At 69.4% G+C, this 22,376-nt stretch carries 23 protein-coding genes; 17 read left to right on the top strand and 6 right to left on the bottom strand.

What is annotated here, in order from left to right; translation table 11 throughout:
• Positions 1 to 105: 105 nt before the first annotated feature.
• From AX690_RS01145 to AX690_RS01135, 3 genes are read right to left on the bottom strand one after another with little or no spacing between them, the layout of a single operon-like run.
• Positions 106 to 678, bottom strand: coding sequence for an RNA polymerase sigma factor (locus tag AX690_RS01145; protein WP_066685867.1), 573 nt, complete (start codon positions 676 to 678; stop codon positions 106 to 108).
• Positions 675 to 1,115, bottom strand: a complete 441-nt coding sequence (locus tag AX690_RS01140) for a periplasmic heavy metal sensor (RefSeq protein WP_062098114.1) — start codon at positions 1,113 to 1,115, stop codon at positions 675 to 677. The genes AX690_RS01145 and AX690_RS01140 overlap by 4 nt, the downstream gene beginning before the upstream one ends.
• Before the next feature lies 1 nt (position 1,116).
• Positions 1,117 to 1,404: a hypothetical protein gene (locus AX690_RS01135; RefSeq protein ID WP_066685866.1), complete on the bottom strand. Its 288-nt coding sequence runs from the start codon at positions 1,402 to 1,404 to the stop codon at positions 1,117 to 1,119.
• Positions 1,405 to 1,858: 454 nt separating this feature from the next.
• Here AX690_RS01135 and AX690_RS01130 point away from each other — a divergent pair, with 454 nt between their 5' ends.
• The 15 genes from AX690_RS01130 (at position 1,859) to AX690_RS01060 (ending at position 15,130) form a co-directional block, all read left to right on the top strand.
• Positions 1,859 to 2,212, top strand: coding sequence for a hypothetical protein (locus AX690_RS01130; protein ID WP_066685865.1), 354 nt, complete (start codon positions 1,859 to 1,861; stop codon positions 2,210 to 2,212).
• 116 nt (positions 2,213 to 2,328) lie between these two features.
• Positions 2,329 to 2,778, top strand: a complete 450-nt coding sequence (locus AX690_RS01125) for a heavy metal-responsive transcriptional regulator (protein ID WP_062098120.1) — start codon at positions 2,329 to 2,331, stop codon at positions 2,776 to 2,778.
• A gap of 132 nt (positions 2,779 to 2,910) precedes the next feature.
• On the top strand, positions 2,911 to 3,291 hold the full coding sequence (locus AX690_RS01120) for a hypothetical protein (RefSeq protein ID WP_066730188.1): 381 nt from the start codon (positions 2,911 to 2,913) through the stop codon (positions 3,289 to 3,291).
• Positions 3,292 to 3,308: 17 nt separating this feature from the next.
• Entirely contained in the window at positions 3,309 to 5,207 is a 1,899-nt protein-coding gene (locus tag AX690_RS01115; RefSeq protein WP_066681832.1) for a 2Fe-2S iron-sulfur cluster-binding protein, read from the top strand.
• Positions 5,207 to 5,929 (top strand): hypothetical protein, encoded by a 723-nt coding sequence (locus AX690_RS01110; protein WP_062100026.1) that lies wholly within the window; start codon positions 5,207 to 5,209, stop codon positions 5,927 to 5,929. Before AX690_RS01115 ends, AX690_RS01110 begins: the two co-directional genes overlap by 1 nt.
• A complete protein-coding gene (locus tag AX690_RS01105; protein ID WP_231732075.1) occupies positions 5,929 to 6,642 on the top strand; it encodes a cytochrome C in 714 nt (237 codons plus the stop codon). The genes AX690_RS01110 and AX690_RS01105 overlap by 1 nt, the downstream gene beginning before the upstream one ends.
• Positions 6,629 to 7,030: a DUF1622 domain-containing protein gene (locus tag AX690_RS01100; protein ID WP_062100024.1), complete on the top strand. Its 402-nt coding sequence runs from the start codon at positions 6,629 to 6,631 to the stop codon at positions 7,028 to 7,030. The genes AX690_RS01105 and AX690_RS01100 overlap by 14 nt, the downstream gene beginning before the upstream one ends.
• A 30-nt stretch (positions 7,031 to 7,060) precedes the next feature.
• Positions 7,061 to 7,507: a four-helix bundle copper-binding protein gene (locus AX690_RS01095; RefSeq protein ID WP_062100023.1), complete on the top strand. Its 447-nt coding sequence runs from the start codon at positions 7,061 to 7,063 to the stop codon at positions 7,505 to 7,507.
• 118 nt (positions 7,508 to 7,625) lie between these two features.
• Positions 7,626 to 7,985 (top strand): hypothetical protein, encoded by a 360-nt coding sequence (locus AX690_RS23150; RefSeq protein WP_062100022.1) that lies wholly within the window; start codon positions 7,626 to 7,628, stop codon positions 7,983 to 7,985.
• 154 nt (positions 7,986 to 8,139) lie between these two features.
• Entirely contained in the window at positions 8,140 to 9,660 is a 1,521-nt protein-coding gene (locus AX690_RS01085) for an aldehyde dehydrogenase family protein (protein ID WP_062100021.1), read from the top strand.
• Between the two features lie 22 nt (positions 9,661 to 9,682).
• Entirely contained in the window at positions 9,683 to 10,708 is a 1,026-nt protein-coding gene (adhP, locus tag AX690_RS01080; RefSeq protein WP_062100020.1) for an alcohol dehydrogenase AdhP, read from the top strand.
• A gap of 28 nt (positions 10,709 to 10,736) precedes the next feature.
• Positions 10,737 to 12,425 (top strand): copper resistance system multicopper oxidase, encoded by a 1,689-nt coding sequence (locus tag AX690_RS01075; RefSeq protein ID WP_066681835.1) that lies wholly within the window; start codon positions 10,737 to 10,739, stop codon positions 12,423 to 12,425.
• A complete protein-coding gene (locus tag AX690_RS01070; RefSeq protein WP_066681838.1) occupies positions 12,422 to 13,375 on the top strand; it encodes a copper resistance protein B in 954 nt (317 codons plus the stop codon). Before AX690_RS01075 ends, AX690_RS01070 begins: the two co-directional genes overlap by 4 nt.
• Positions 13,366 to 14,628, top strand: coding sequence for an MFS transporter (locus AX690_RS01065; RefSeq protein WP_062099701.1), 1,263 nt, complete (start codon positions 13,366 to 13,368; stop codon positions 14,626 to 14,628). Before AX690_RS01070 ends, AX690_RS01065 begins: the two co-directional genes overlap by 10 nt.
• Before the next feature lie 64 nt (positions 14,629 to 14,692).
• Positions 14,693 to 15,130, top strand: a complete 438-nt coding sequence (locus tag AX690_RS01060; protein WP_062099702.1) for a DUF411 domain-containing protein — start codon at positions 14,693 to 14,695, stop codon at positions 15,128 to 15,130.
• Here AX690_RS01060 and AX690_RS01055 read toward each other — a convergent pair.
• The 3 genes from AX690_RS01055 to AX690_RS01045 form a co-directional block, all read right to left on the bottom strand.
• Positions 15,124 to 15,573 (bottom strand): response regulator, encoded by a 450-nt coding sequence (locus AX690_RS01055; RefSeq protein ID WP_062099703.1) that lies wholly within the window; start codon positions 15,571 to 15,573, stop codon positions 15,124 to 15,126. The genes AX690_RS01060 and AX690_RS01055 overlap by 7 nt on opposite strands.
• 80 nt (positions 15,574 to 15,653) lie before the next feature.
• Positions 15,654 to 16,277 (bottom strand): response regulator transcription factor, encoded by a 624-nt coding sequence (locus AX690_RS01050; RefSeq protein WP_066681842.1) that lies wholly within the window; start codon positions 16,275 to 16,277, stop codon positions 15,654 to 15,656.
• Positions 16,267 to 17,802, bottom strand: coding sequence for a PAS domain S-box protein (locus tag AX690_RS01045; protein WP_062099705.1), 1,536 nt, complete (start codon positions 17,800 to 17,802; stop codon positions 16,267 to 16,269). The genes AX690_RS01050 and AX690_RS01045 overlap by 11 nt, the downstream gene beginning before the upstream one ends.
• 387 nt (positions 17,803 to 18,189) lie before the next feature.
• On the opposite strand from AX690_RS01045, the gene AX690_RS01040 reads away from it, so the two are divergent.
• Entirely contained in the window at positions 18,190 to 20,526 is a 2,337-nt protein-coding gene (locus AX690_RS01040; RefSeq protein WP_062099706.1) for a heavy metal translocating P-type ATPase, read from the top strand.
• Between the two features lie 60 nt (positions 20,527 to 20,586).
• On the top strand, positions 20,587 to 22,353 hold the full coding sequence (locus tag AX690_RS01035) for an oleate hydratase (RefSeq protein WP_062099707.1): 1,767 nt from the start codon (positions 20,587 to 20,589) through the stop codon (positions 22,351 to 22,353).
• Positions 22,354 to 22,376 lie beyond the last annotated feature (23 nt).

Here is a 22,376-nt window from a genome sequence, read left to right as displayed (position 1 = left end):
TTGACGATGACGCGCCGGCGGCAGGCCGTGAGGGACGGCCGCGACGCGATCTCTTAGGTGGCTACGCGCCAAACCGTCGCCCCCCTCGCCGGCGGGCGAAAAAAGTCAGGGATCGACCAGCCAGTCGGCCAGCCGCTTGCGGGCGCGATAGGCGCGCATCTCGATGGTCTTGACGCTGACGCCCAGGACCGCCGCGGCGTCCTGTTGTGAATAGCCTTCCAGATAGGTGAGGATCAGCGGCTCCTTGAGCTGGTCGGGCAGGCGCGCGATCGCCGCCTCCAGGCGCGACAGTTGTTCGGCGCGCAGACTCGCCGCCTCGGGGCCCGGCGCGGGGTCGGCGGGATCGGGCGCGCCTGGCGCGTCGATCGACCGCTCGCCCAGGATCAGCCGCCGAACCAGCAGGCGACGCCCCCGGTCGCGGCACTTGTTCAGGACGATGGCCCGCATCCAGGCGCCGAACGGCCGGGTCGGATCATAGCGATCCAGCGCCTTCCAGGCGGCCACGAAGCTTTCCTGCACCACCTCGTGGGCGGCTTCGGAGTCGCCGACATGGCGCCGGGCGAAGGCGTGCAAGGCGCCCTTGTGACGCCGCATCAGCGTGCTGAAGGCGCGCTCGTCGCCGCGCGCCGCGCGCCTGGCCAGCGCGCCGTCCTCGTCCTCGCCAAGGCCGGCGGTCACGGCGTCTCGTTCGTGAGCGCCTCGCTGACGCGGCGGTCGAATTTGGCCGCCTGCTCGGGGGTCAGCACCTTACGCATCGCCAGGACGTGCTGGACCGTCTCCAGCTGCAGCGCCCCCATGGCGACATGGAAACGCTCGACCGCGGCCTCGACCTCGGGCCCGTATTCGTGGCGCGCCTGGATGGCGGCGGCCAGTTGGGCGTTGGCCGCGCGCAGCTCGGCCTCCCGGGCGCGGCGACGCACGGCGAAATCCTGTTCGAGCGCCTCGAGCCGGCGATCCTGATCCGGGCTGAGCTTCAGCTCGTGGTGAACCATCTCGTGCAGCGACTGGGCGTGATGCATCGGCAAGAACCGGCCCGAGCCGAGCCAGCCGCCGGCGATCCCGGCCAGCAGCGCCAGGACGACGGTCAGGGCCGCCCCGCGCGAGATCCGGCGCATGTCAGCGCCCGCCGAGCAGGGTCGACGGCGCCAGGTGCGCGTCGACCGAAAACGCCGAGATCTCGGAGGGGGCGCGCGCGGCGGCGTTGGCCGCGAGACTGCCGCCGACCATGCCCAGGCCCAGGGCCGCCACCACCGAGGCCGCGCGCAGCGGCACGAGCGCGTTCGCCGCGCGCCGGCCGTCGCGCCAGCTGTCGATCCTGGCCCACACCTGGCCTTCCAGGCCGGGCAGCTGGGCGTGCGGCTGGCGCCGCAACGCCTCGAAAAGTTCGTCGAGCTGGTCGCTCATCGTCGATCCCCTGACTCTGCACGCCTACATACGCGGCCCGCGGTCCAACCCCTCACCTCAGGCGCGACGCGCCCCCGGGCCGGCCGTGCGTCCGGCGCACGACGCGGAGAAAAACCATATGCTGAAAACGTCCGCACGGATCCACAGGTGTTGGGCCGCTGGCGACGCTCGGGCGCGGGTGAAAGCCACGCACGCCCCGGCCCCGCATGGCGATCGCCCCCCGGGGGGACGCGCCCGCGCCCAGGACGGCCGAGGTTCGGAGCGGCGCGATCGCCGCCGCGGCCTGGCGCCCCGTCGCGCGAGACGAGGGCCAAAACCTGCGCTTCGGAATCTACGTATTCCGACCCGGGACGTAGGACCCTAGTCCCTGACTCGAAGAACAACTTCTTCCCGTCGAAGATCAAACGGCGGCGCATCTACTCATCTCCAAACCTATTCATCTAAGGAGTCAAAGATGATCAAGACGTCCGTCATCGCCGGCTTGGCCGGCATCGCGATGCTCGTTGCAACGCCGGTTCTGGCGCAAGGGATCGGCCACACCTTCATCATGAAGGGCTCGATCGTCGCGAACGACAGCAACGGCACCGTGATCTGCATCGGCAAGGCGGACGGCGCCGAGGTCGGCCAGACCCTGGAAGTCTACCGCGTCAAGCAGCTGCCGGGGCCCAACAAGGCCCCGCCGTCCTATCGGCGCGACCTCGTCGGGCACGTGAAGATCGACCACGTCTTCGACGACCACTTCGCCCATGTCACGGTCGCCGACGGTACGCCGGCCAAGCACGACATCGTCGAGCTGCGCAAGAACTGAGCGGGCGATCGGTTCGCCAGCGGCGGGATGGCCCACGCCGTCTCGCCGGAGCGACCGGCGGGCGCGCCCCTCCGCTGACCTTGGGCTTTCGTCCAACGAGCGAGGCGACGAGTATCATGACGACCTTCAAGATCGGCGCGTTCGCCGCAGCCGCCGGCGTGCGGCGCGATACGATCCGGTACTACGAGCGCACCGGCCTGCTGCGCGATCCGGGCAGGACCGGCGCCGGCTACCGTGTCTATGAGGACGCCGACCTCCTGCGGCTCCATTTCATCCGGGCCGCGCAGGAGCTCGGCTTCACGCTCGCCGAAACCGCCGACCTGCTCGCGCTTCAAGCCTCCGACACCGCCAAGGCGTCGGCGGTGCTGGAGATCACCCGCGAGAAGATCCGCGACGCCGAACGCCGCATTCAGCGGCTGTCGGATATCCGTGACGTGCTCAGCGCGCTGGCCGACGATTGCCCGATGGACGTGGCGGCCTCGGACTGTCCGATCCTGGCCTTCCTCGCCGAAAGACGGGTCCGGCGGTCGGACGCCCGCGGCGACGCACCGCGGGAGGCGCTCTGACCCGCCCGGGCGCGCGGCGACACGTCAATCCTTGGCCGGCGACCTCGCCGGCTCCACCGCTCGCCCCTGGCGCGCCCGTCCGCGGCGAAGGCCATCGGTGTCGAGCCCATGATCTCCAGGGAGGAACTTGCCATGATCGACATCCGCCACACACTTCGCGCGCCCATCCAGGCGCTTGTGATCGGCGCCGCGGCGCTCGCCCTCACCGCCTGCGGCGACAAGGGCGCTGAGCCCCCGCCGCCCGCGGCCTCGGTCCAGGCCCCGGCCCCGTCGCCCGCCGCGGCCCCGGTCCCCAGCGCCGCCGATCCGGATCCCGGCGTCGGCGGCTCGACGGCGCCTTCGAACAACGCCGCCGGGCAACATGACGCCGATCACGACGCGGCGACGATGGAACGCCATCATCGTCAGGAGATGGATCACCACGCCATGCGCCAGGGCGGCGCGGCCACGGGGACGACGCCCCAACCCGACGCCGCGCCGATGAGCCCATCGGCTCCGATGAAGGACATGTGAAGACGAGGGCAAGCCCGATGCGCGGGACGACCAGCCGACAGGGATGGAGCTTGGGTCTGGCCGCCGCCTGCCTTCTGCTTTCGACGGCGGCCATCGCCCAGGAAGGCGACGAGCACGCGGCCCACCATCCGGGCGCGCAAGGCGGCGCGATGGCGGACGCCGGCGTCATGGGCGCCGCGCCGAGCCCCGCGGCAGCCGGCATGAGCGGAATGATGGACGAGATGATGGAGGGCGAAGGCGAGCATGGCGCCCGGCGCACGCCCTTCGTCTCACAACTGCTCGCCGCCCCGTCGCTCAGCGCCGAGGGGCGCAACCGGTTGATGGGCGAGGCCCAAGCGCGCGTGGAGCGCGGACTGGCCATGGCCGCCGAGGCCTCCGCCGCCGCGCGGTCCGAAGATCCGGCCGCCCGGGCGAGCGCGGCGCGGCGCCTGCGTGAAGCAAGCGACCTCTTCGCGAGCGGATCGGCCGCGCTCGCCGCCCTCGACCGCGGCGCGTCCCCGCAGCCGGCGGCGATCACCTGGTTTCGGGATCAGATGAGCCTGGGCGCGCCGCCGCACGCGGCGCCGATCCGGTGGCTCGGCGTCTCGCCGCCCCATTTCATGCTGATGTTCGTCCTGGCGATGGTCAGCGCGATGCTGCTGGGCCTGCAGGTCGCGCGCCTGCGGCGGGTCCGCAAGATCGTCGACGCCGGCGGGTCGACGGCCCCCGCGCCCGCCCCGGCGACCGCGACGGCCTCGCCACGCCAGGCGGCGGCCGTTGAGCCGGGCGCTGAAACGCTCACGCCGAGCAACGCCGCGCCGCCCGCCGGGGCGTCGCTGCGCAAGCCCAGGAGCTGGTCTGGCCCGTTGCGGGTGGTCCAGATCGTGCGGGAGACGCCGACGATTCAGACCTTCCGGCTGGCCGACCCGGCCGCCGATCGGCTGCCCTTCGATTTTCTGCCCGGCCAGTTTCTCCAGGTCGAGGTGGAGCCGGTGGATGGCAAGCCCTCGCGGCGATCCTACACCATCGCCTCCTCGCCGACGCAGCGCGCCTATGTCGAGCTAACGGTCAAGCGCGAGGAGCAGGGCGTCGTGTCGTGCTTTCTGCACGACAAGGTCGCCGTCGGCGACCTGCTGAAGACGACGGGCCCCTTCGGCGCGTTCACCTTCACCGGAACCGACGCCGACAGCATCGTGCTGATCGCCGGCGGGGTCGGCATCACCCCCATGATGTCGGTCCTGCGCTACCTGACCGACACGGCTTGGTCGGGCGAGATCTTCTTCCTGTACGGCGCCCGTTCGACCGACGAATTCGTCTTCCGCGAGGAGCTCGAGCGGCTCGAGCGGCGGTTCTCCAATCTGCACGTGATGGCGGCCATGCGACGCTCGGCCGGCACGGTCTGGCTGGGGCCGCAAGGCCCGCTCACCCGCCAGATGCTGCTCGACGCGGTCCCAGACATCGCCCGCCGCCGCATTCACATGTGCGGGCCGCCGGGCATGATGGCCGCGATGCGCAGGGAGCTGGCCGCTCTGGGCGTCCCGGACGCTCAACTTCACACCGAAGCCTTCGGGCCCGCGTCGCTGCCCGCCGACGCGGCCGAGCTCGAGGTCAAGGCGCCGCCCCCCGCGCCGTCATCCCCGAGCGTCGTCGCGCCCCCCACGCCGGCGGTCGCCGCGGCCACCATCACCTTTTCCGTGGCGGGCGTGTCGGCCCCGCTCCCCGCCGGCCAGACCGTCCTGGAAGCCGCGGAGGGCGCGGGGGTGGAAATCCCCTATGCCTGCCGCTCGGGTGAATGCGGCGTCTGCGTCACCCGGCTGATTTCGGGCGAGGTCACCATGGCGGTGGAGACCGGCCTGGATCCCGCCGACAAGGCCAAGGGCTACATCCTGGCCTGCCAGGCCAAGAGCACGGGCCAGCCGCTCGTGGTGGAGGCCTGATGCGCGAGCGCGGCGACATGGCCGTCGGCCTGCTTGTGGCCTTCCTGCTGCTCTTTCCGCTGGGCTACGTCCTGCACGTCGCGCCGCGCTTTCCCGGCAGCCTGGTCGGCGGCGTCATCGGCGTCGTCGCCGCCGTCCTCATGCTGCTGACCCTGCCCTATGTGGTGGTCAAGCACGTCAAGGCGGCGGAACGGTGGACAGGCCGGTTCGTCAGCAAGCCGACGCTGCTGGCCCTGCATGTGTATGCGGGCGTGCTGGCTCCGATCCTGGGGTTGGTTCATGCCGCCCACAAGTTCGGCAGCCCCGTCGGCCTAACGCTGACTGGCCTTGTGCTGCTGACGGTCCTCAGCGGCTTCGTCGGCCGCTACCTGCTGGCGCAGACGGCGCGGGCCCTGCGCGGCCGCCGCTCCGAGCTGGCGTCCCTGCAAGCGGCGTATCTCCACCTGCCGGCGCCCCCGGCGCCGACGGCGGCGGCCGTTGCGCTTTCCCGCTGGAAGCGGCTGTTCTTCGTCGCCGGCGAACCGCCGGCGCCGCCGCCCGATGGGGCCGAGGCCCTGGCCGCGGCCTTGGCCGACACCGAGTTCGCCATCCGCGCGGAGGGTGCGACCAACCGGCTGTTGTCGCGTTGGCGGTGGCTGCACGCTGTCCTGGGGGCGCTGGTCTACCTGGTGCTGCTTTTGCACATCGCCGCGGCCATCTATTTCGGGCTGCGCTGGCTATGATGCGGGACCGCCTCCTCTACTGGATCTTTGTCGCCGCCGGCCTGGCGCTGCTGGGCGTCGCGGCGATGATGCAGACAAGCGCGCCGCCCGGCGCCGGACCGGTGGCTCAGCTTGTCGCGCCAGGCCCCCTGTCGCCGGCCCACCAAGCCTTCGGCGCGCAGTGCGCCAGTTGCCACACGCCTCTCAAGGGCGTGGAGAGCAAGACCTGCGTCGCCTGCCACGCGAGCACCGATTTCGGAAACAAACAGTCGACCCAGTTCCATGCCCAGGCCAAGGAGTGCACGGCTTGCCACGTCGAGCACGAAGGCGCGCGCGCCATCGTGAAGATGGACCATCAGGCGTTGCTCGATCCGGCGGTGTGGCGAGGGCCGGCTGTTTCGCCACCCAATCCGCACGCCTTGCCGCCCGAAGCCGCGCTCAATTGCGCAAGCTGCCATTCCGTCCGCGATCCGCATCTGGGACTCTTCGGCCAGGACTGCGCCAGCTGCCACGCGACCAGCAGTTGGAAGGTTCCCAACTTCCGGCATCCGTCGGTCAGCTCGACGCAATGCTCGGAGTGCCACACCGCGCCGCCCAGTCATTTCATGGAGCACTTCAGCATGGTCTCCCAGCGCGCCGCCGGCTCCAAGGCGCGCGTCGAACAATGCTACGCCTGTCACACCACCGACAGCTTCAACAACATCCGCCGCCGAGGCTGGTATGATCACCATTGAGTCCGGCTGGCTCAGCGCCTTCTTCAGGCTCGCGGTGATCATCCTCGAGCTGGCGGGCACGCTGACCATCCTCAGCGGCGCGGCGCTGGCGACGATCCTGTTCGCCCTGCGGGCCCGATCGGGCGACCGGGCCAAGGCCTATGGCGCGTTCCGGTCCGCCCTCGGCCGAAGCATCCTTCTTGGCCTCGAATTCCTGGTCGCCGGCGACATCGTCAAGTCGCTCGTCATCAACCCGACCTTGGACGATCTCATCGTCCTGGCCGGTCTGGTCTTCGTGCGCACCTTCCTTAGCATCTCGCTCGGCGTCGAGATCAACGGCCACTGGCCCTGGGAGGACACGCGCATGGCCAGGGCCACGGGCCGCGAACCTTCCTCACCGCGGGTCTGACCAGACCCGCCCACCCGCCGGGAGATTGACATGCTGCAACGACGAGACCTGCTCACGGGAGCCGCCCTGTTGGCGGCCGGCGCCGCCCAGCCCGCCGCGGCGGCCGCCCAGGCCCACGACATGAAGGGCATGGACGCCATGCCCGGCATGGCGATGTCGATGAGCGACTGCATCGATCACTGCCTGGCTTCCCATCGCCGGTGCCTTGAGACCGCCGCCTACGCCCTCGGTCAAGGCGGCGCGCTCGCCGCCCCCGACCTGATCGCCATGCTCACCGACTGCGCCGAGCTGTGCCAGGCGACCGCCAACTCCATGCTCCGCGGCTCGGCCCTGCACCCGGTGCTCTGCCGCGCCTGCGCCGAAGCCTGCGACCTGTGCGCGGCGGCCTGTTCGAAACCCCGCGCCGACGCCCCGATGGCCCAGTGCGCGGAGACGTGCAGGGTGTGCGCCGCGGGCTGCCGACAGATGTCGCGCTGACCGCGCCTTCGGACCTTACGTATACGCGCGGCCGCCAATTGCGGGCATTGCAAGCGTCACGCCGTTAGAGATGCAGACGACGCCATCGGACGCGAACGTCATAAGTTGGAGATCAGAAATGATGCGCAAGATCGCAGTCGTGGCCGGCGCTGTCGGCCTTCTGGCCATGGGGACCGCCGCATTCGCCGACGGCCCCGCGCCCAAGGCCCAGACCCAGCCCGCGCCGGCCGCCTCCGCCCAGACCCCGCCGGACCACGCCCACATGCAGGGCATGGACCATGGCGGCCAGCAGATGCACGACCAGATGATGAAGGACCATCAACAGGGGATGGCGAACATGCCGGCCACGCCGCCCAAGGATCCCGCCGCCAAGAAGCCCATGAAGGGCTGCTGCATGGACAAGCCGATGGCCCCGAAAGGCAAACCCATGGCTCCCAAGGACGCCAAGGATCCCGCCATGCCCATGAAGGACATGTAACGCCCGCTCAAGCCGCGACGCGCCGAAGAACCTGCCGGGCGAGCACGCCCGGCAGGTTCTTTCACGTCCGGGCGCCGCCAGGCGATGTGACATCTACGGATATCCTCGGCCGCGCCCGCCACTAGGCTCGTCGTCACCAGCAGGGAGCCAAGCGATGTTCCACAAGGCCATCGAGACGATGCGCGCCGCGCCCTTGTTCAAGGCGCGCTACGACAACTTCATCGGCGGCGCCTGGTCGGCCCCGACCACGGGCGAGTACTTCGCCGACCACAGCCCGATCAATGGCGACCGGATCGCCGAGTTCGCCCTGTCGGGTCCGGCCGACGTGGAACTGGCGCTCGACGCCGCCCATCGCGCCAAGGCCGGCTGGGCGCGGTTGTCGCCGGCCGAGCGGTCCCGGCTGCTGAGCCGGGTCGCCGATCGCCTGGAGCAGAACCTCGACCTGCTGGCGCTCGCCGAGACGCTCGACAACGGCAAGCCGATCCGCGAGACGCGCGGCGCCGACGTGCCGCTCGCGGTCGATCACTTCCGCTATTTCGCTGGATGCATCCGGGCCGAGGAAGGCGCGATCTCGACGATCGACGCCGACACCATCGCCTACCATTTCCGCGAGCCGCTTGGCGTGGTCGGCCAGATCATTCCCTGGAACTTCCCCCTGCTGATGGCGGCCTGGAAGATCGCGCCCGCGCTGGCCGCCGGCAACTGCACGGTCATCAAGCCAGCGTCCCAGACGCCCCTGACGCTGATGATGCTCGCCGAACTCACCGCCGACATCCTGCCGCCGGGCGTGCTCAACGTCGTGACCGGGCCCGGCCGAACCGTCGGCCAGGCGATCGCCGCCAACCCGCGGATCGCCAAGGTCTCGTTCACCGGCGAGACGGTCACGGGCAAGGCGATCATGCACGCCGCGGCCGATCACCTGATCCCGCAGACGATGGAGCTCGGGGGCAAGTCGCCCAACATCTTCATGGCCGACGTCCTTGATGAGGAGGACGCCTTCTTCGACAAGGCGCTGGAAGGGTTCACGCTCTTCGCCTTCAACAAGGGCGAGGTCTGCACCTGTCCCTCGCGCGCCCTGATCCATGAATCGATCTTCGACCGGTTCATGGAGCGGGCCGTGGCCCGCGTGGCGGCGATCCGTCAGGGCGACCCGCTCGACCCCGCGACCCAGCTGGGCGCCCAGGCGTCCGAAGACCAGCTGCGCAAGATCCTCGGCTATATCGAGATCGGCAAGAACGAGGGCGCGCAATGCCTGATCGGCGGCGCGCGGGCGCTGCCCGGAGGCGAACTCGACGGGGGCTATTTCGTGCAGCCGACCGTCTTCGTCGGCGACAACAGCATGCGGATCTTCCAGGAGGAGATCTTCGGCCCAGTGTTGTCGGTGACGACCTTCAAGACCCTCGACGAGGCGATCGCGATCGCCAACGACACCCCCTATGGTCTGGGCGCCGGCGTCTGGAGCCGCAGCGGCAACACCGCCTATCGCCTCGGCCGCGCCATCGAGGCCGGACGGGTCTGGACCAACTGCTATCACCAGTATCCGGCCCACGCCGCCTTCGGCGGCTACAAGGCCTCGGGGTTCGGACGCGAGACCCACAAGGCGATGCTCGATCACTACCAGCAGACCAAGAACCTGCTCGTCTCCTACGACGAGCACGGCCTTGGTCTCTTCTGATCCCTCGCAAAGGAGCACAGCCATGGCCAAGACCATGAAGGCGGCTGTCGTCCGCCAATTCGGCGCGCCGCTGGTGATCGAGGAAGCGCCGATCCCCACGGTCGGTCCCGGACAGATCCTGGTGAAGATCGCCGCCACCGGCGTCTGTCACACCGACCTGCACGCCGCCGAGGGCGATTGGCCGGTGAAGCCGAACCCGCCCTTCATTCCTGGCCATGAAGGCGTCGGTCACGTCGCCGCTGTCGGGTCGGGCGTCACCCACGTCAAGGAGGGCGACCGGGTCGGCGTGCCGTGGCTCTACACCGCCTGCGGCCATTGCGTGCATTGCCTGGGGGGATGGGAGACCCTGTGCGAGAGCCAGCAAAACACCGGCTATTCGGTCAACGGCAGCTTCGCCGAATACGTCCTCGCCGACCCCAACTATGTCGGCCACCTGCCGGACAATGTCGGCTTTATCGACATCGCGCCGATCCTGTGCGCGGGCGTTACCGTCTACAAGGGACTGAAGGCGACCGAGGCCAAGCCGGGCGAGTGGGTCGTGGTCTCCGGCATCGGCGGCCTGGGTCACATGGCCGTGCAGTACGCCAAGGCGATGGGGCTCAACGTGGCGGCGGTCGACATCGACGACCGCAAGCTCGATCTGGCGACACGCCTTGGCGCGGCCGTGACCGTCAACGCCCGAGAGCAGGATCCCGCCGCCGCGATCAAGGCGGCGATCGGCGGCGCGCAGGGCGTCCTCGTCACCGCCGTCTCGCCCAAGGCCTTCCAGCAGGCGCTCGGCATGGTCCGGCGCGGCGGCACGGTGGCCCTCAATGGCCTGCCGCCCGGCGATTTTCCGCTGTCGATCTTCGACACCGTGCTCAACGGCGTCACCGTCCGCGGCTCGATCGTCGGCACCCGGCTCGACCTGATGGAGGCGCTGGCCTTCGCCGGCGAGGGCAAGGTTCACGCGACTGTCCACACCGAACCGCTCGAGAAGATCAACGACGTCTTCGCGCGCATGCACCACGGCGACATCGAGGGCCGCATCGTCCTCGACCTCGCCTAATCCCCCCGCGACGAACCGCGAGCAAACCATGTTCGACAGTCCTACCTTGCCGGCCACACGGCGCCGCTTCGTCCAGGGCCTGGCGGTCAGCGGGGCGGTGGCCGGAGTTTCGCCGGCGCTGCTGGCGGGCCCCGCCGCCGCCGCGACCGCCGAATTGCGCGGGACCGAATTCGATCTCGAGATCGCCGAACTGCCGGTCAACTTCACCGGCAAGCGTCGGATCGCCACGGCGGTGAACGGCGCCGTGCCCGCCCCCGTGCTGCGATTGCGCGAGGGCGACACCGTCACCCTGCGCGTCCGCAACCGCCTCAAGGAGATGTCCAGCATCCACTGGCACGGGGTCATCCTGCCCGCCGAGATGGACGGCGTACCAGGCATCAGCTTTCCCGGGATCGCGCCCGGCGAGACCTTCACCTATCGCTTCGAGCTGCGTCAGGCGGGCACCTACTGGTATCACGCGCACACCTTGGCCGAGCAAACCGGGCTTTATGGCGCGATCATCGTCGAGCCGCGCGCGCCGACCGGACCTGGGCCCGATCGGGACTACGCCATCCTGCTGAGCGACTGGTCGGACGAACCGCCGCTGCAGATCTTCACGAACCTCAAGAAGCTGAGCAGCTACTACAATTTCGCGCAGCCGACCGCCGGAGACTTCCTCAAGGATGTGGGCAAGCTGGGGTTCGGCGAGGCCCTCGCGCGGCGGCGGATGTGGAACCGGTCGCGGATGAACCCGACCGACTACAGCGACGTTTCCGCCGCCACCTACACCTACCTGATGAACGGAACGCCGCCGGCCGGGAATTGGACGGCGATCGCCGCCCCCGGCGAGCGAGTTCGCCTCCGGTTCGTGGGGGCGGGGACGGCGACCTTCTTCGACGTGCGCATTCCCGGCGTCGCGATGACCGTCGTCTCGACCGATGGCCAGCCGGTGGAGCCGGTGACGGTCGAGGAGTTCCGGATCGGACCGGGCGAAACCTACGATGTCGAGTTCGTCATGCCCGAGGGCGCCCGAACGATCTTCGCCCAATCGATCGACCGGACGGGTTTCGCCCGCGGCGTCATCGCCCCAGCGCCCGGCATGACGGCGCCGACGCCGGCGCTCGATGCGCGGACCTGGCTCGATCCGGTCGACATGATGGGCGCCATGGTCGCCATGGGCGGCGAACACGCCGGCCACGGCATGGCGGACACGCCCCCGAAGGCGCGTCACGCGCGCACCGAGTACGGCGCCAACACCGACATGCGCGTCGACTATCCGCGCACCAATCTCGACGATCCCGGCGCGGGCCTGCGCGAGCGGTCCTGGCGGGTGCTGACCCTGGCCGACCTTCGCACGCCCGGCGGCGATCCGGATCCTCGCGAGCCGGAGCGTGAGATCGAGTTGCACCTCACCGGCAACATGGAGCGCTTCATCTGGACGCTGGACGGGATCAAGCTGAACGATTCCCGTCCGCTCCACTTCAAGCCGAACGCGCGGCTGCGCATCGTTCTCGTCAACGACACGATGATGGCCCACCCGATGCACCTCCACGGCATGTGGAGCGATGTCGAAGGCCCGGACGGCGCGTTCCAGGTCCGCAAGCATACCGTGGTGGTCCAGCCCGCCCAGCGGATCAGCTTTCGCGTCACCGCCGACGCCATGGGGCGATGGGCCTTCCACTGTCATCTGCTCTACCACATGGCGGCCGGCATGTTCCGGGAGGTGGTCGTCGCATGACCCGTCTGGCCCTCTCGCGAGCGTCTCTGCTCGCCTTGGCTCTGAGCGTTTCGGCCGTGGCCGCGCCCGCAATCGCCCAGGACGCCCCCCATCAGCACGCCGCGCCACCGCCGCCGAGCCCGGCCCCAACGGCCTCCCCCGCGGCGCCTGCGGATCACGCGGGCATGGATATGTCCGGCGCGGGGACGCCCGCCGGCGGCATGACCATGGACATGGGACGGATGCAGGGCGGCAAGGCTCCGCCGGACGCCCGCAACTCCGACGACTATGCGGACGGCTATCGCAATTCGACGCTGCCGGGCTACGAGATGGCCGACAAGCTGTCGATCCCCAAGGTTCTCGTTGACGAACTGGAGTTCGCCAGCGGCAACGAGGGGCAGGGCGTCGGCTGGACCGTCCTCGTCACCCAGGGCCAGGACGACAGCAAGCTCTGGCTGCGCAGCCAGGGCCTCAAGAACTCCAAGGATCGCCTCGATCCGGAGAGCAGCGTCGAGGCGCTGTGGTGGCGCAGCAAGAGCCCGTTCTGGGGCACGTTGCTGGGCGTTCGTCAGGATCTCGGCAAGGGGGCGACCACTTGGCTCGCCGCCGGCGTCGAGGGCCTGGCGCCCTACTGGTTCGATGTCCAGCTGACCGGCTACGTCGGCGACGACGGCCGCCTCGGCGCCCGCGCCAAGGGCGCCTACGAGGTCCGCTTCACCAATCGCCTCATCCTGACCCCGCAGGTCGAAACCAACCTCTATTCCAAGCGCTCGACCGACCGTGAGCTCGGCGGCGGCTTCAGCAACGTCGAGCTGAGCGCTCGGCTGCGCTACGAGGTCTCGCGGAAATTCGCGCCCTATGTCGGCTTCGTCTGGGAGCGGGCGCTGGACGACACCGCCGACTTCCGACGTGCCGATCGCCAGCGCCCGGCCGAGCATCGGGTGGTTGTCGGCTTGCGATCATGGTGGTGAGGCGCTGCGCGGCGCCTTGGCGACCGGAAGACGGCCTGACGTGTTCTGCGGCGGACGATAGCCCTGGCCGGAGCCAGACGGCTGCGTCGATCCTGTTGCTTCTCGCGGTCGCGGCGGCGTCTGCGGGCCAGACCGCCGTCCTCGCCTTTCTCCCGACCCTCGTCGACGGAGGCCAGGCCGACTTGGCGCTGCGCATCCACGATGTCCATGTCGCGAGTTTGACGGCGGCCCACCCGCTGGCGGCGCTCGTCTTCGCGCCGCTCTGGGGATGGCTCGCCGACCGCATCGACTACCGGATCATTCTGCGCACGGCCCTGGTCGTCCTCGCGCTGGCGACCGCGCCGGTCGGGGCGGTCCCGCTCCCCATGCTGTATGGACTTCGCTTGCTGGCTGGGCTGTCCGCGGCCGCCATCATCCCGCTGGCGCTGCTGTCAACGAACTTCGCACCCGGTGGCCGGGACGAGCAGGCGAGGCGTTTCACCTGGCTGACGGCCTTCATGTTTCTTGGCGACCTGTTCGGCCCCCTGCTCGCCGAAGCGTCCGCGTCGCTCTTTCCCCGCACGCCGCTGTTGGTGCTCGCGCTCGTCATCGCCGTGCTGGCGCTGGCGCTGACGACCGGCATTGTGCGCTTGCCGGCCCGCTGTGCCGCCCGTCCCGAGGGACGTCGCCTGCAAGCCCCGCCGCGCGTCGTCACGCTTGTCCTCCTGCTTGTCACCATCGTCGGCGGCGGCGGACTCGCCGCCATGCATGTCAGCCTGCTCGTGACCCGCTCCGAGGGCGCGCTGAGCCGCGAGGCGATCGCCGGGATGCTCAGTCTCTGCGGGCTGGCGATGTTGGCGGCTCAGCTTTTCCACACCCGCGTCACCTGGCTGGTGACCGCGCCTCGACGCCTGGCCTGCCTCACGCTCGCGCTTCTAGCCCTGTCGCTGTTTCTCTTTCGGTTTGGAACGACCGTGGTCGAAATGGCCGGTCTCATCGCCGTCGCCGGCTGGAGCTCAGCCAGTCTTCGGCTGGTCACGAGCTTCTGGATCAGCGGCCCCATGCGGCCCTCTGGAGTCATGCTTGGGCTGCAGCATACAGCCGCGAGCCTCGGCCAGGCGCTGGCGCCCATGTCGCTCGCCGTCGTGTCACCCCATCGGCAAGCGGCCGTCGTCGAAGCGATCGGCTGGCTGTCGCTCGGTCTGCTCGCGCTTCTGCCGGCGATATGGCGCCGGACGGCGACACCGGTCCATCCAGCCGGGGAAAGGGCGTGACAGCGCCGCCACGTCCGAGAGCCGCGTCCGCCACGCGCCCAGCTTCACGCCAAGGAGTCCGCCCATGAAAATCCGCCTCGCCGCCGTTCTGCTGTTGCTCGCCTTGCCCAGCGCCGCGCTGGCGGCTGGCGACATCCTGCTCTATCGCGACCCTGGATGTGGTTGCTGCGAGGCCTGGGCCCAGGCCGTCCGTGCGAAACTGGACAGAAAGGTCATCGTCAGGGATCAGGTCGCCCGCGTGCGCCTGCAGCGCCAATCCGGCCTGCCGCCGGCGCTTTCCTCCTGCCACACCGCGATCATCGACGGTTTCGTTATCGAAGGTCATGTGCCGGTCGCCGAGGTGAAGCGTCTCCTGGCCGCCCGGCCGGCTGGCGTGAAGGGGCTCGCCGTCGGCGGCATGCCGATCGGCTCGGAGGGCATGGCGGCGCCGAGCGGGGCGCGGCAACACTACGATGTCGTGGCCTTCGGGCCGGCCGGCGCGCGGGTTTTCGCCCGCTACTGACCTCCAACGGTCAGGGCCATGGGCTGGCGTCGGGTCAATGCGCGTCGCGCGACATCCCCGACTGCCTGACGCAAGGCTTCGAGCACCGCCCGGCCGATCACCGGCTTGGGGATCACCTGATCGAAGCCGGCCGCGCGCGCGCGTTGCTCGAGATCCTCGTCGTAGAAGCCGGAGATCAGGATGGCGCCGCCGCGCCAGCCCTGGCGCCGGAGATGATCCAGGAGCGTCAGGCCGTCGATGTCGGGCATCCGGTAGTCGAGGATCACGCAATCGGCTTCCCTAGCGCGCGGATCAGCCAGAAGGGCGCTCCCCGTGGTGTAGCCGCTCACCGTGTAGCCGCGGGCTCGAAGCATGAGGAGGAGGCCGCGTCGCACGCCAGGATCATCGTCGGAGACGAGGACCGTATAGCGGCGATCGCGCGGCGAGGAACTGACCGATAACATCGCGCGATGAAGGCATCCGGTTGAAAGCCTGGTGACCGTCGCATGTCCGCCGCCTCCGGGTCGCTACGTAAACGTCGCAGTCACTTGGGTTTGCGGCCCATCCCGGCGGCGAAGGCGATCCTAAGCGCCTCGGACAGGTTGCGCACGTCCAGCTTGGTCATCAGGCTGGCGCGATGCACCTCCACGGTGCGTGACGAGCATCCAAGGTCATAGGCGATGGTCTTGTTGGGATGGCCTTGGGCCAAGCCCTCCAGCACCTCGCGCTCACGAGGGGTGAGGCTGGCGATGCGAACCTGCGCGTCCGACGCCTCGATCGCGCGGACGTCGGCGTCGTCGATACGCGCGAATGCTCGCTCGACCGCATGGAGAAGAGCGGCCTTCTCGAAGGGCTTTTCGAGGAAATCCACGGCGCCGGCCTTCATCGCCTGCACCGCGACCGACACATCGCCATGACCCGTCAGCACGATGACCGGCATCTGGATGCCGCGCTCGGCCATGGCGGTCTGCACCTCCAGGCCGTCCATCGCCGGCATGCGCACGTCGAGAATGACGCAGCCCTGGGTCGTGGGCCGGGCCCGGGCCAGAAATTCGACACCCGAGGCGTAGGTCTCAACGCCAAGGCCGACCGCCTTCAACGCAAACCCGGCCGCGCGCCGGATCGCCTCTTCGTCGTCGACGAGGTGTATGATCCGCCTATCCCCCATAATCCTCCTCCGCCCCCGCGTGGATCAAGGTGAAATGGAACCGGGCGCCGCCACGCTCAGGCGCCTCGACCCAGATCCGCCCGCCGTGCGCTTCGATGATGGTCCGGCAGATCGAGAGCCCCAGACCCATGCCGTCGGCCTTGGTCGAGACGAACGCCGTGAAGAGCTGCTCGCCGATGTCCTCGGCGATGCCCGGCCCGCTATCCTCGACGGTGACCTCGATCAGGCCGTCGCCGCGCAGGCGCGTGGCGATTCTCAGGTCGCGGATCGGGGTGTCCGCCATCGCCTCGATGGCGTTGCGCATAAGGTTGACCAGGACCTGTTGAATCTGCACCCGATCGACGAGGACGGGCGTGGCCGCCGGATCGAAATCGAAGAAGCTGCGCACCCCCCGCTCGCGCGCGCCCACGAGCGCCAGCTGGCCGGCGTCGCCGATCACCTGCGCCAGGTCGTGCAGGCTCTTCTCGACCTCGCCGCGCGCCACGAAGTCGCGCAGGCGGCGCACGATATGGCCAGCGCGCAGGGTCTCCTGCGCGGCCTCGTCCATGACCCGGCGAAAGGTGGCGAAGGGTTCCCCCTGCTCGGCTTCCAGCATGTCGCGGATCGTCTCCAGATAGAGCGAGACGGCCGCCAGAGGCTGGTTGAGTTCATGCGCCAGGGTCGAGGCCATGGTGCCCATGGCGCTCAGCCGGGAGACATGAACCAGCTCGGCCTGAAGCGCCTTCAGCTTCAGTTCGTCCTGCTCCTTGGCGGTCAGATCGCGAATGAAGCCGGTGAACAGCCGCTGGCCGTTCTCGCCCGCCTCGCCGACCGAAAGCTCCATCGGGAAGGTCGACCCGTCACGTCGCAGCCCCACCACGACGCGGCCGACGCCGATGATCCTGCGCTCGCCGGTCTGCAGGTAGTGGTTGATGTACGCGTCGTGCCGGCCATGGTCCGGCTCGGGCATCAGACACGCGACATTGCGGCCGATCAGCTCGGCCTCGCGATAGCCGAACAGGCGCTCGGCCGCCGCGCTGAACGAGGTGATGGCGCCGGCCTCGTCGATGATGATCATCGCGTCCGGCACCGTCGCCAGGATCGATTGCAAATGCTGCTCGCGCGTTTCGATGGAGGCGCGCACCGCGGCCTCGTCGGTGATGTCGCGGGCGATGCAGGCGAAGCCGCGATGCGCGCCCGCGTCGAACAGCGGCGTGACGGTCAGGCGGGCGAGGTATTCAGCGCCGTTTTCGCAGACCCGCCAGGCCTCGCGCTCCAGCACGCCGTCGCGCAAGGCCGCGGCGAGATCCGCCCGGGGACGCCCGGCGTGGATCTCATCGGGCGGATAGAAGACATCGTGCTGCTGGCCGACGACGTGATCGGCTGACCAGCATTCGATCCGTTCGCCGCCGATATTGTAGCTCAGGACCCGTCCCGAGGCGGCAAGCAGCGTCAGGACATAGCCGCCGGCCTGGCGCAGAAACAGCCGCGCAAGCTGCTCGACGGCGGCCACGCCCGCCTCGGGGCCTTGATCCTGGTCGCGCATGCCGCCGGCTCAGGCCAGATCCGCGGCGCGCAGGCGCGGCGATGCGGCGCGAGCGCGAGCTTGGCGACACCCCGCGGGGCCGGACCGGCAGGCCGCCCGACAACGCCGCGCGCCAGCCTTCAGCCCCCACGCGCGCGGGTCCGATAGTGCATCCATGGGTCACGGTCTCGCTTGTATCCGCGGGGTCCTATCGCGTTTACGCGCGGGCCGGCCGGTCCCCTCAGAATTTCAGCGCAAAGTGCGGCCGCGCCGTTGCTTGGCGCCCGCGCGGCTTGTCGAACGCCTCGCGGCCTGTTGCCCTCTCCAGCCGCGGGTCTGAGGAGAGTACGTATTGACCCCGGCACGATCTCAGACCCTACAAGGGCTGCTGGCGAAAGGAACGCGCGGATGAACGAGACCAAGCCCACGGCGCATGGCGCCCCGGCGGCCGACCAGGTGAAGGACCCGGTCTGCGGCATGAGCGTGGACCCGGCCAAGACCGCGCACCATGCCGAGCACGCCGGCAAGCCGCACCACTTCTGCAGCGCGGGCTGCCGGGCCAAATTCATCGCCGATCCCGACCGCTATCTCGGCGCGCCGGCCGCGTCGGCCGCGTCGGCCGCGCCCGAAGGCGTCATCTGGACCTGCCCCATGCATCCGGAGATCCGCCAGGACCATCCCGGAGCCTGTCCCATCTGCGGCATGGCGCTCGAACCGGCGACGGTGACCGCCGACGCCGGTCCCAGCCATGAGCTGATCGACATGACCCGCCGCTTCTGGGTCGGTCTGGCTCTCAGCATCCCGGTGCTGATCCTCGAGATGGGCGGCCATCTATTCCCCGCGTTGCATCACATCATCCCGATGCCGGTTTCGATATGGGTCCAGTTCGCCCTGGCTACCCCGGTGGTCCTATGGGCCGGTTGGCCGTTCTTCGAGCGTGGCTGGGCCTCGCTGAAGACCCGCAACCTCAACATGTTCACGCTGATCGCCATGGGGACGGGCGTGGCCTGGATCTATAGCGTCGTCGCCACGCTCGCGCCCCAGGTCTTCCCACCCGCGTTCCAGAACACCGACGGCGTGGTGGCGGTCTATTTCGAGGCCGCGGCGGTGATCACCGTGCTGGTGCTGCTGGGCCAGGTGCTCGAACTGCGGGCGCGCGAGCGCACATCGGGCGCGATCAAGGCGCTGCTCAATCTGGCGCCCAAGACCGCGCGCCGCATCGCGGCGGACGGGTCGGAGGCGGAGGTCAGCCTCGATCTGGTGACGGTCGGCGATCGTCTGCGCGTGCGGCCCGGCGAAAAGGTCCCGGTCGACGGGGTGGTCGAGGACGGCCGTTCCTCGCTGGACGAGTCGATGGTCACCGGCGAGTCCATGCCGGTCACGAAGGCCAAGGACGACAAGGTGATCGGCGGCACGCTCAACCAGACCGGCGCGCTGGTCATCGTCGCCGACAAGGTCGGTCGCGACACCATGCTCGCCCGCATCGTCCAGATGGTCGCCGAGGCCCAGCGTTCGCGCGCGCCGATCCAGCGCATGGCCGACCAGGTCTCCGGCTGGTTCGTCCCGGTCGTCATCGGCGTGGCGGTCCTGGCCTTCATCGCCTGGAGCGTCTGGGGGCCCGAGCCGCGCTTCGCCTACGGACTCGTGGCCGCCGTCGCCGTCCTGATCATCGCCTGTCCCTGCGCGCTGGGGCTCGCCACGCCGATGTCGATCATGGTCGGCGTCGGCCGGGGCGCGGGCGTCGGCGTCCTGATCAAGAACGCCGAAGCGCTCGAGCATATGGAGAAGGTCGACACCCTGGTCGTCGACAAGACCGGCACGCTGACGGAGGGCCGCCCGGCGGTCACGCAGGTCGTGCCCGCGGCGGGGTTTGACGAGGTCGAACTGCTGCGGCTGGCCGCGTCCGTCGAACGGGCGTCCGAACATCCGCTGGCGCTGGCCATCGTCGAAGCGGCCAAGGCGCGCGGCGTCGCGGTCGCCGAGGTCAGCGATTTCGATTCCCCGACCGGGCGCGGCGCGCTGGGAACCGTCGAGGGCCGCCGCATCGTGCTCGGCAACGCCCGGTTCCTGGCCGACGAGGGCGTCGCGACCGAGGCCCTGGCGGAGCAGGCCGACGCCCTTCGCCGCGACGGGGCCACGGCGATCTTCATCGGCGTCGACGGCCGGGTCGGCGGCGCCTTCGCCATCGCCGACCCCGTCAAGGCGACCACGCCCGAAGCCTTGGCCGCCCTCAAGGCCGAAGGCATCCGGGTGGTGATGCTGACGGGCGACAACCGCACCACGGCCGAGGCGGTCGCGCGGCGTCTGGGCATCGAGGAAGTGGAAGCCGAGGTCCTGCCCGACCAGAAGAGCGCCGTCGTCGCGCGTCTCAAGCGCGAGGGGCGCGTGGTCGCCATGGCCGGAGACGGCGTCAACGACGCGCCGGCCCTCGCCGCGGCCGATGTCGGCATCGCCATGGGCTCGGGGACCGATGTGGCGATCGAGAGCGCGGGCGTCACCCTCCTCAAGGGCGACCTCAACGGCATCGTCAAGGCGCGGCGGCTGAGCCAGGCGACCATGTCCAACATCCGCCAGAACCTGGTCTTCGCCTTCATCTACAACGTCGCGGGCGTGCCCGTGGCGGCCGGCGTGCTCTATCCGCTGTTTGGCATCCTGCTCTCGCCGATCATCGCGGCCGCGGCGATGGCGCTGTCCTCGGTCAGCGTGGTCACCAACGCGCTGCGGCTCAATCGGCAGAAGATATGAGCATGCGCGCTCGTCCCGAAGCCGCCGCCCAAACCGCTCGCCGCCCCTAGGAGCCCGCCAATGCATTACAGCCGCGGAAATTATGAAGCGTTCGTCCGGCCCCGCAAGCCGGAGCGGGCCGACAGGGCGACGGCCTGGTTCGTCGGCGCGGGCCTCGCCGGCCTGGCGGGCGCGGCCTTCCTCATCAGGGACGGCGGCGTCGCGGGCGAGCGCATCACGCTTCTCGAGGAGCTGGAGCTTCCCGGCGGCGCCCTTGATGGCCTGGACGTGGCGGAAAAGGGGTTCGTCATCCGCGGCGGGCGCGAGATGGAGGCGCATTTCGAGTGCCTCTGGGATCTCTACCGCTCGATCCCCTCGCTCGAGATCGAAGACGCCAGCGTCCTCGACGAATTCTACCGGCTCAACAAGGACGATCCGAACGTCTCGCTGCAGCGGGTCACGCAGAGCCGCGGGCAGGATGTGCCCGACAAGGCGCTGCTGACGCTGAACGACAAGGCCCAACGAGAGCTCCTCTCCGTCTTCCTGGCGACCCGCGAAGAGATGGAGAACAAGCGGATCAACGAGGTGTTCGGCCCCGATTTCCTGAAGAGCAATTTCTGGCTGTTCTGGCGTACGATGTTCGCGTTCGAGGAGTGGCATTCGGCCCTGGAGATGAAACTCTATCTCCACCGCTTCATCCACCACATCGGCCAGCTCGCCGACTTCTCGTCGCTCAAGTTCAACCGGTACAATCAGTACGAGTCGATGGTCCTGCCGCTGGTCAAGTGGCTGCAGGATCAGGGCGTCCGGTTCCGCTACGGCGTTCAGGTCACCGACATCGATTTCGCGATCGACGCCGAACGCAAGCAGGCGACGCGGATCGGCTGGATCGAGAAGGGCGCCGAGGGCGGCGTCGATCTTGGCCCCGACGATCTGGTGTTCATCACCATCGGGTCGCTGACCGAAAATTCCGACAGCGGCGACCATCAGACCCCGGCCAAGCTGAATCAAGGCCCGGCGCCCGCCTGGGACCTGTGGCGGCGCATCGCGGCCAAGGACCCGGCCTTCGGACGTCCCGACGTGTTCGGGGCCCATATTGCGCAGACCAAATGGGCGTCGGCGACCATCACCACGCTCGACGCGCGTATTCCGCAGTACATCCGCAAGATCGCCAAGCGCGATCCGTTCAGCGGCAAGGTGGTCACCGCCGGCATCGTCACGGCCAAGGATTCGAGCTGGCTGCTGAGTTGGACGGTCAGCCGCCAGCCCCATTTCAAGAAGCAGCCGAAGGACCAGCTCGTGGCCTGGTTCTACGCCCTGTTCGTCGATCGGCCCGGCGACTATGTGAAAAAGCCGATGCAGGCCTGCACTGGCGAGGAGATCACCCAGGAATGGCTCTATCACCTCGGCGTCCCGGTCGAGGATATCGCCGATCTCGCGGCGAGCGGCGCCAGGACCGTGCCGGTGATGATGCCCTATATCACCGCCTTCTTCATGCCCCGCCAGGCCGGAGACCGGCCGGACGTGGTCCCGGCGGGGGCCGTCAATTTCGCCTTCATCGGCCAGTTCGCCGAGTCCAAGCAGCGCGACTGCATCTTCACCACGGAGTATTCGGTCCGCACGCCGATGGAGGCGGTCTACACGCTGCTCGATGTCGAGCGCGGCGTGCCCGAAGTGTTCAACTCGACCTATGACATTCGCACTCTGCTGGCCGCCGTCGCGCCGCTGCGGGATGGCGAGGGCATCGAGATCCCCGGCCCCGCCATCCTGCGCAAGCTGCTGCTGAAGACGCTGGAAGGCACCGAGATCGCCAAGCTGGTCGAGCGGTTTCATCTGATCGCGGACTAGCGATCGCCGGGGCGGCCGCCGCG

The organism is Caulobacter sp. CCH9-E1 (assembly GCF_001556515.1).
GTDB lineage: Bacteria > Pseudomonadota > Alphaproteobacteria > Caulobacterales > Caulobacteraceae > Caulobacter.
The sequence above is the reverse complement of the archived record's forward strand: the minus strand, read 5'-3'. Positions and strand labels throughout refer to the sequence as shown.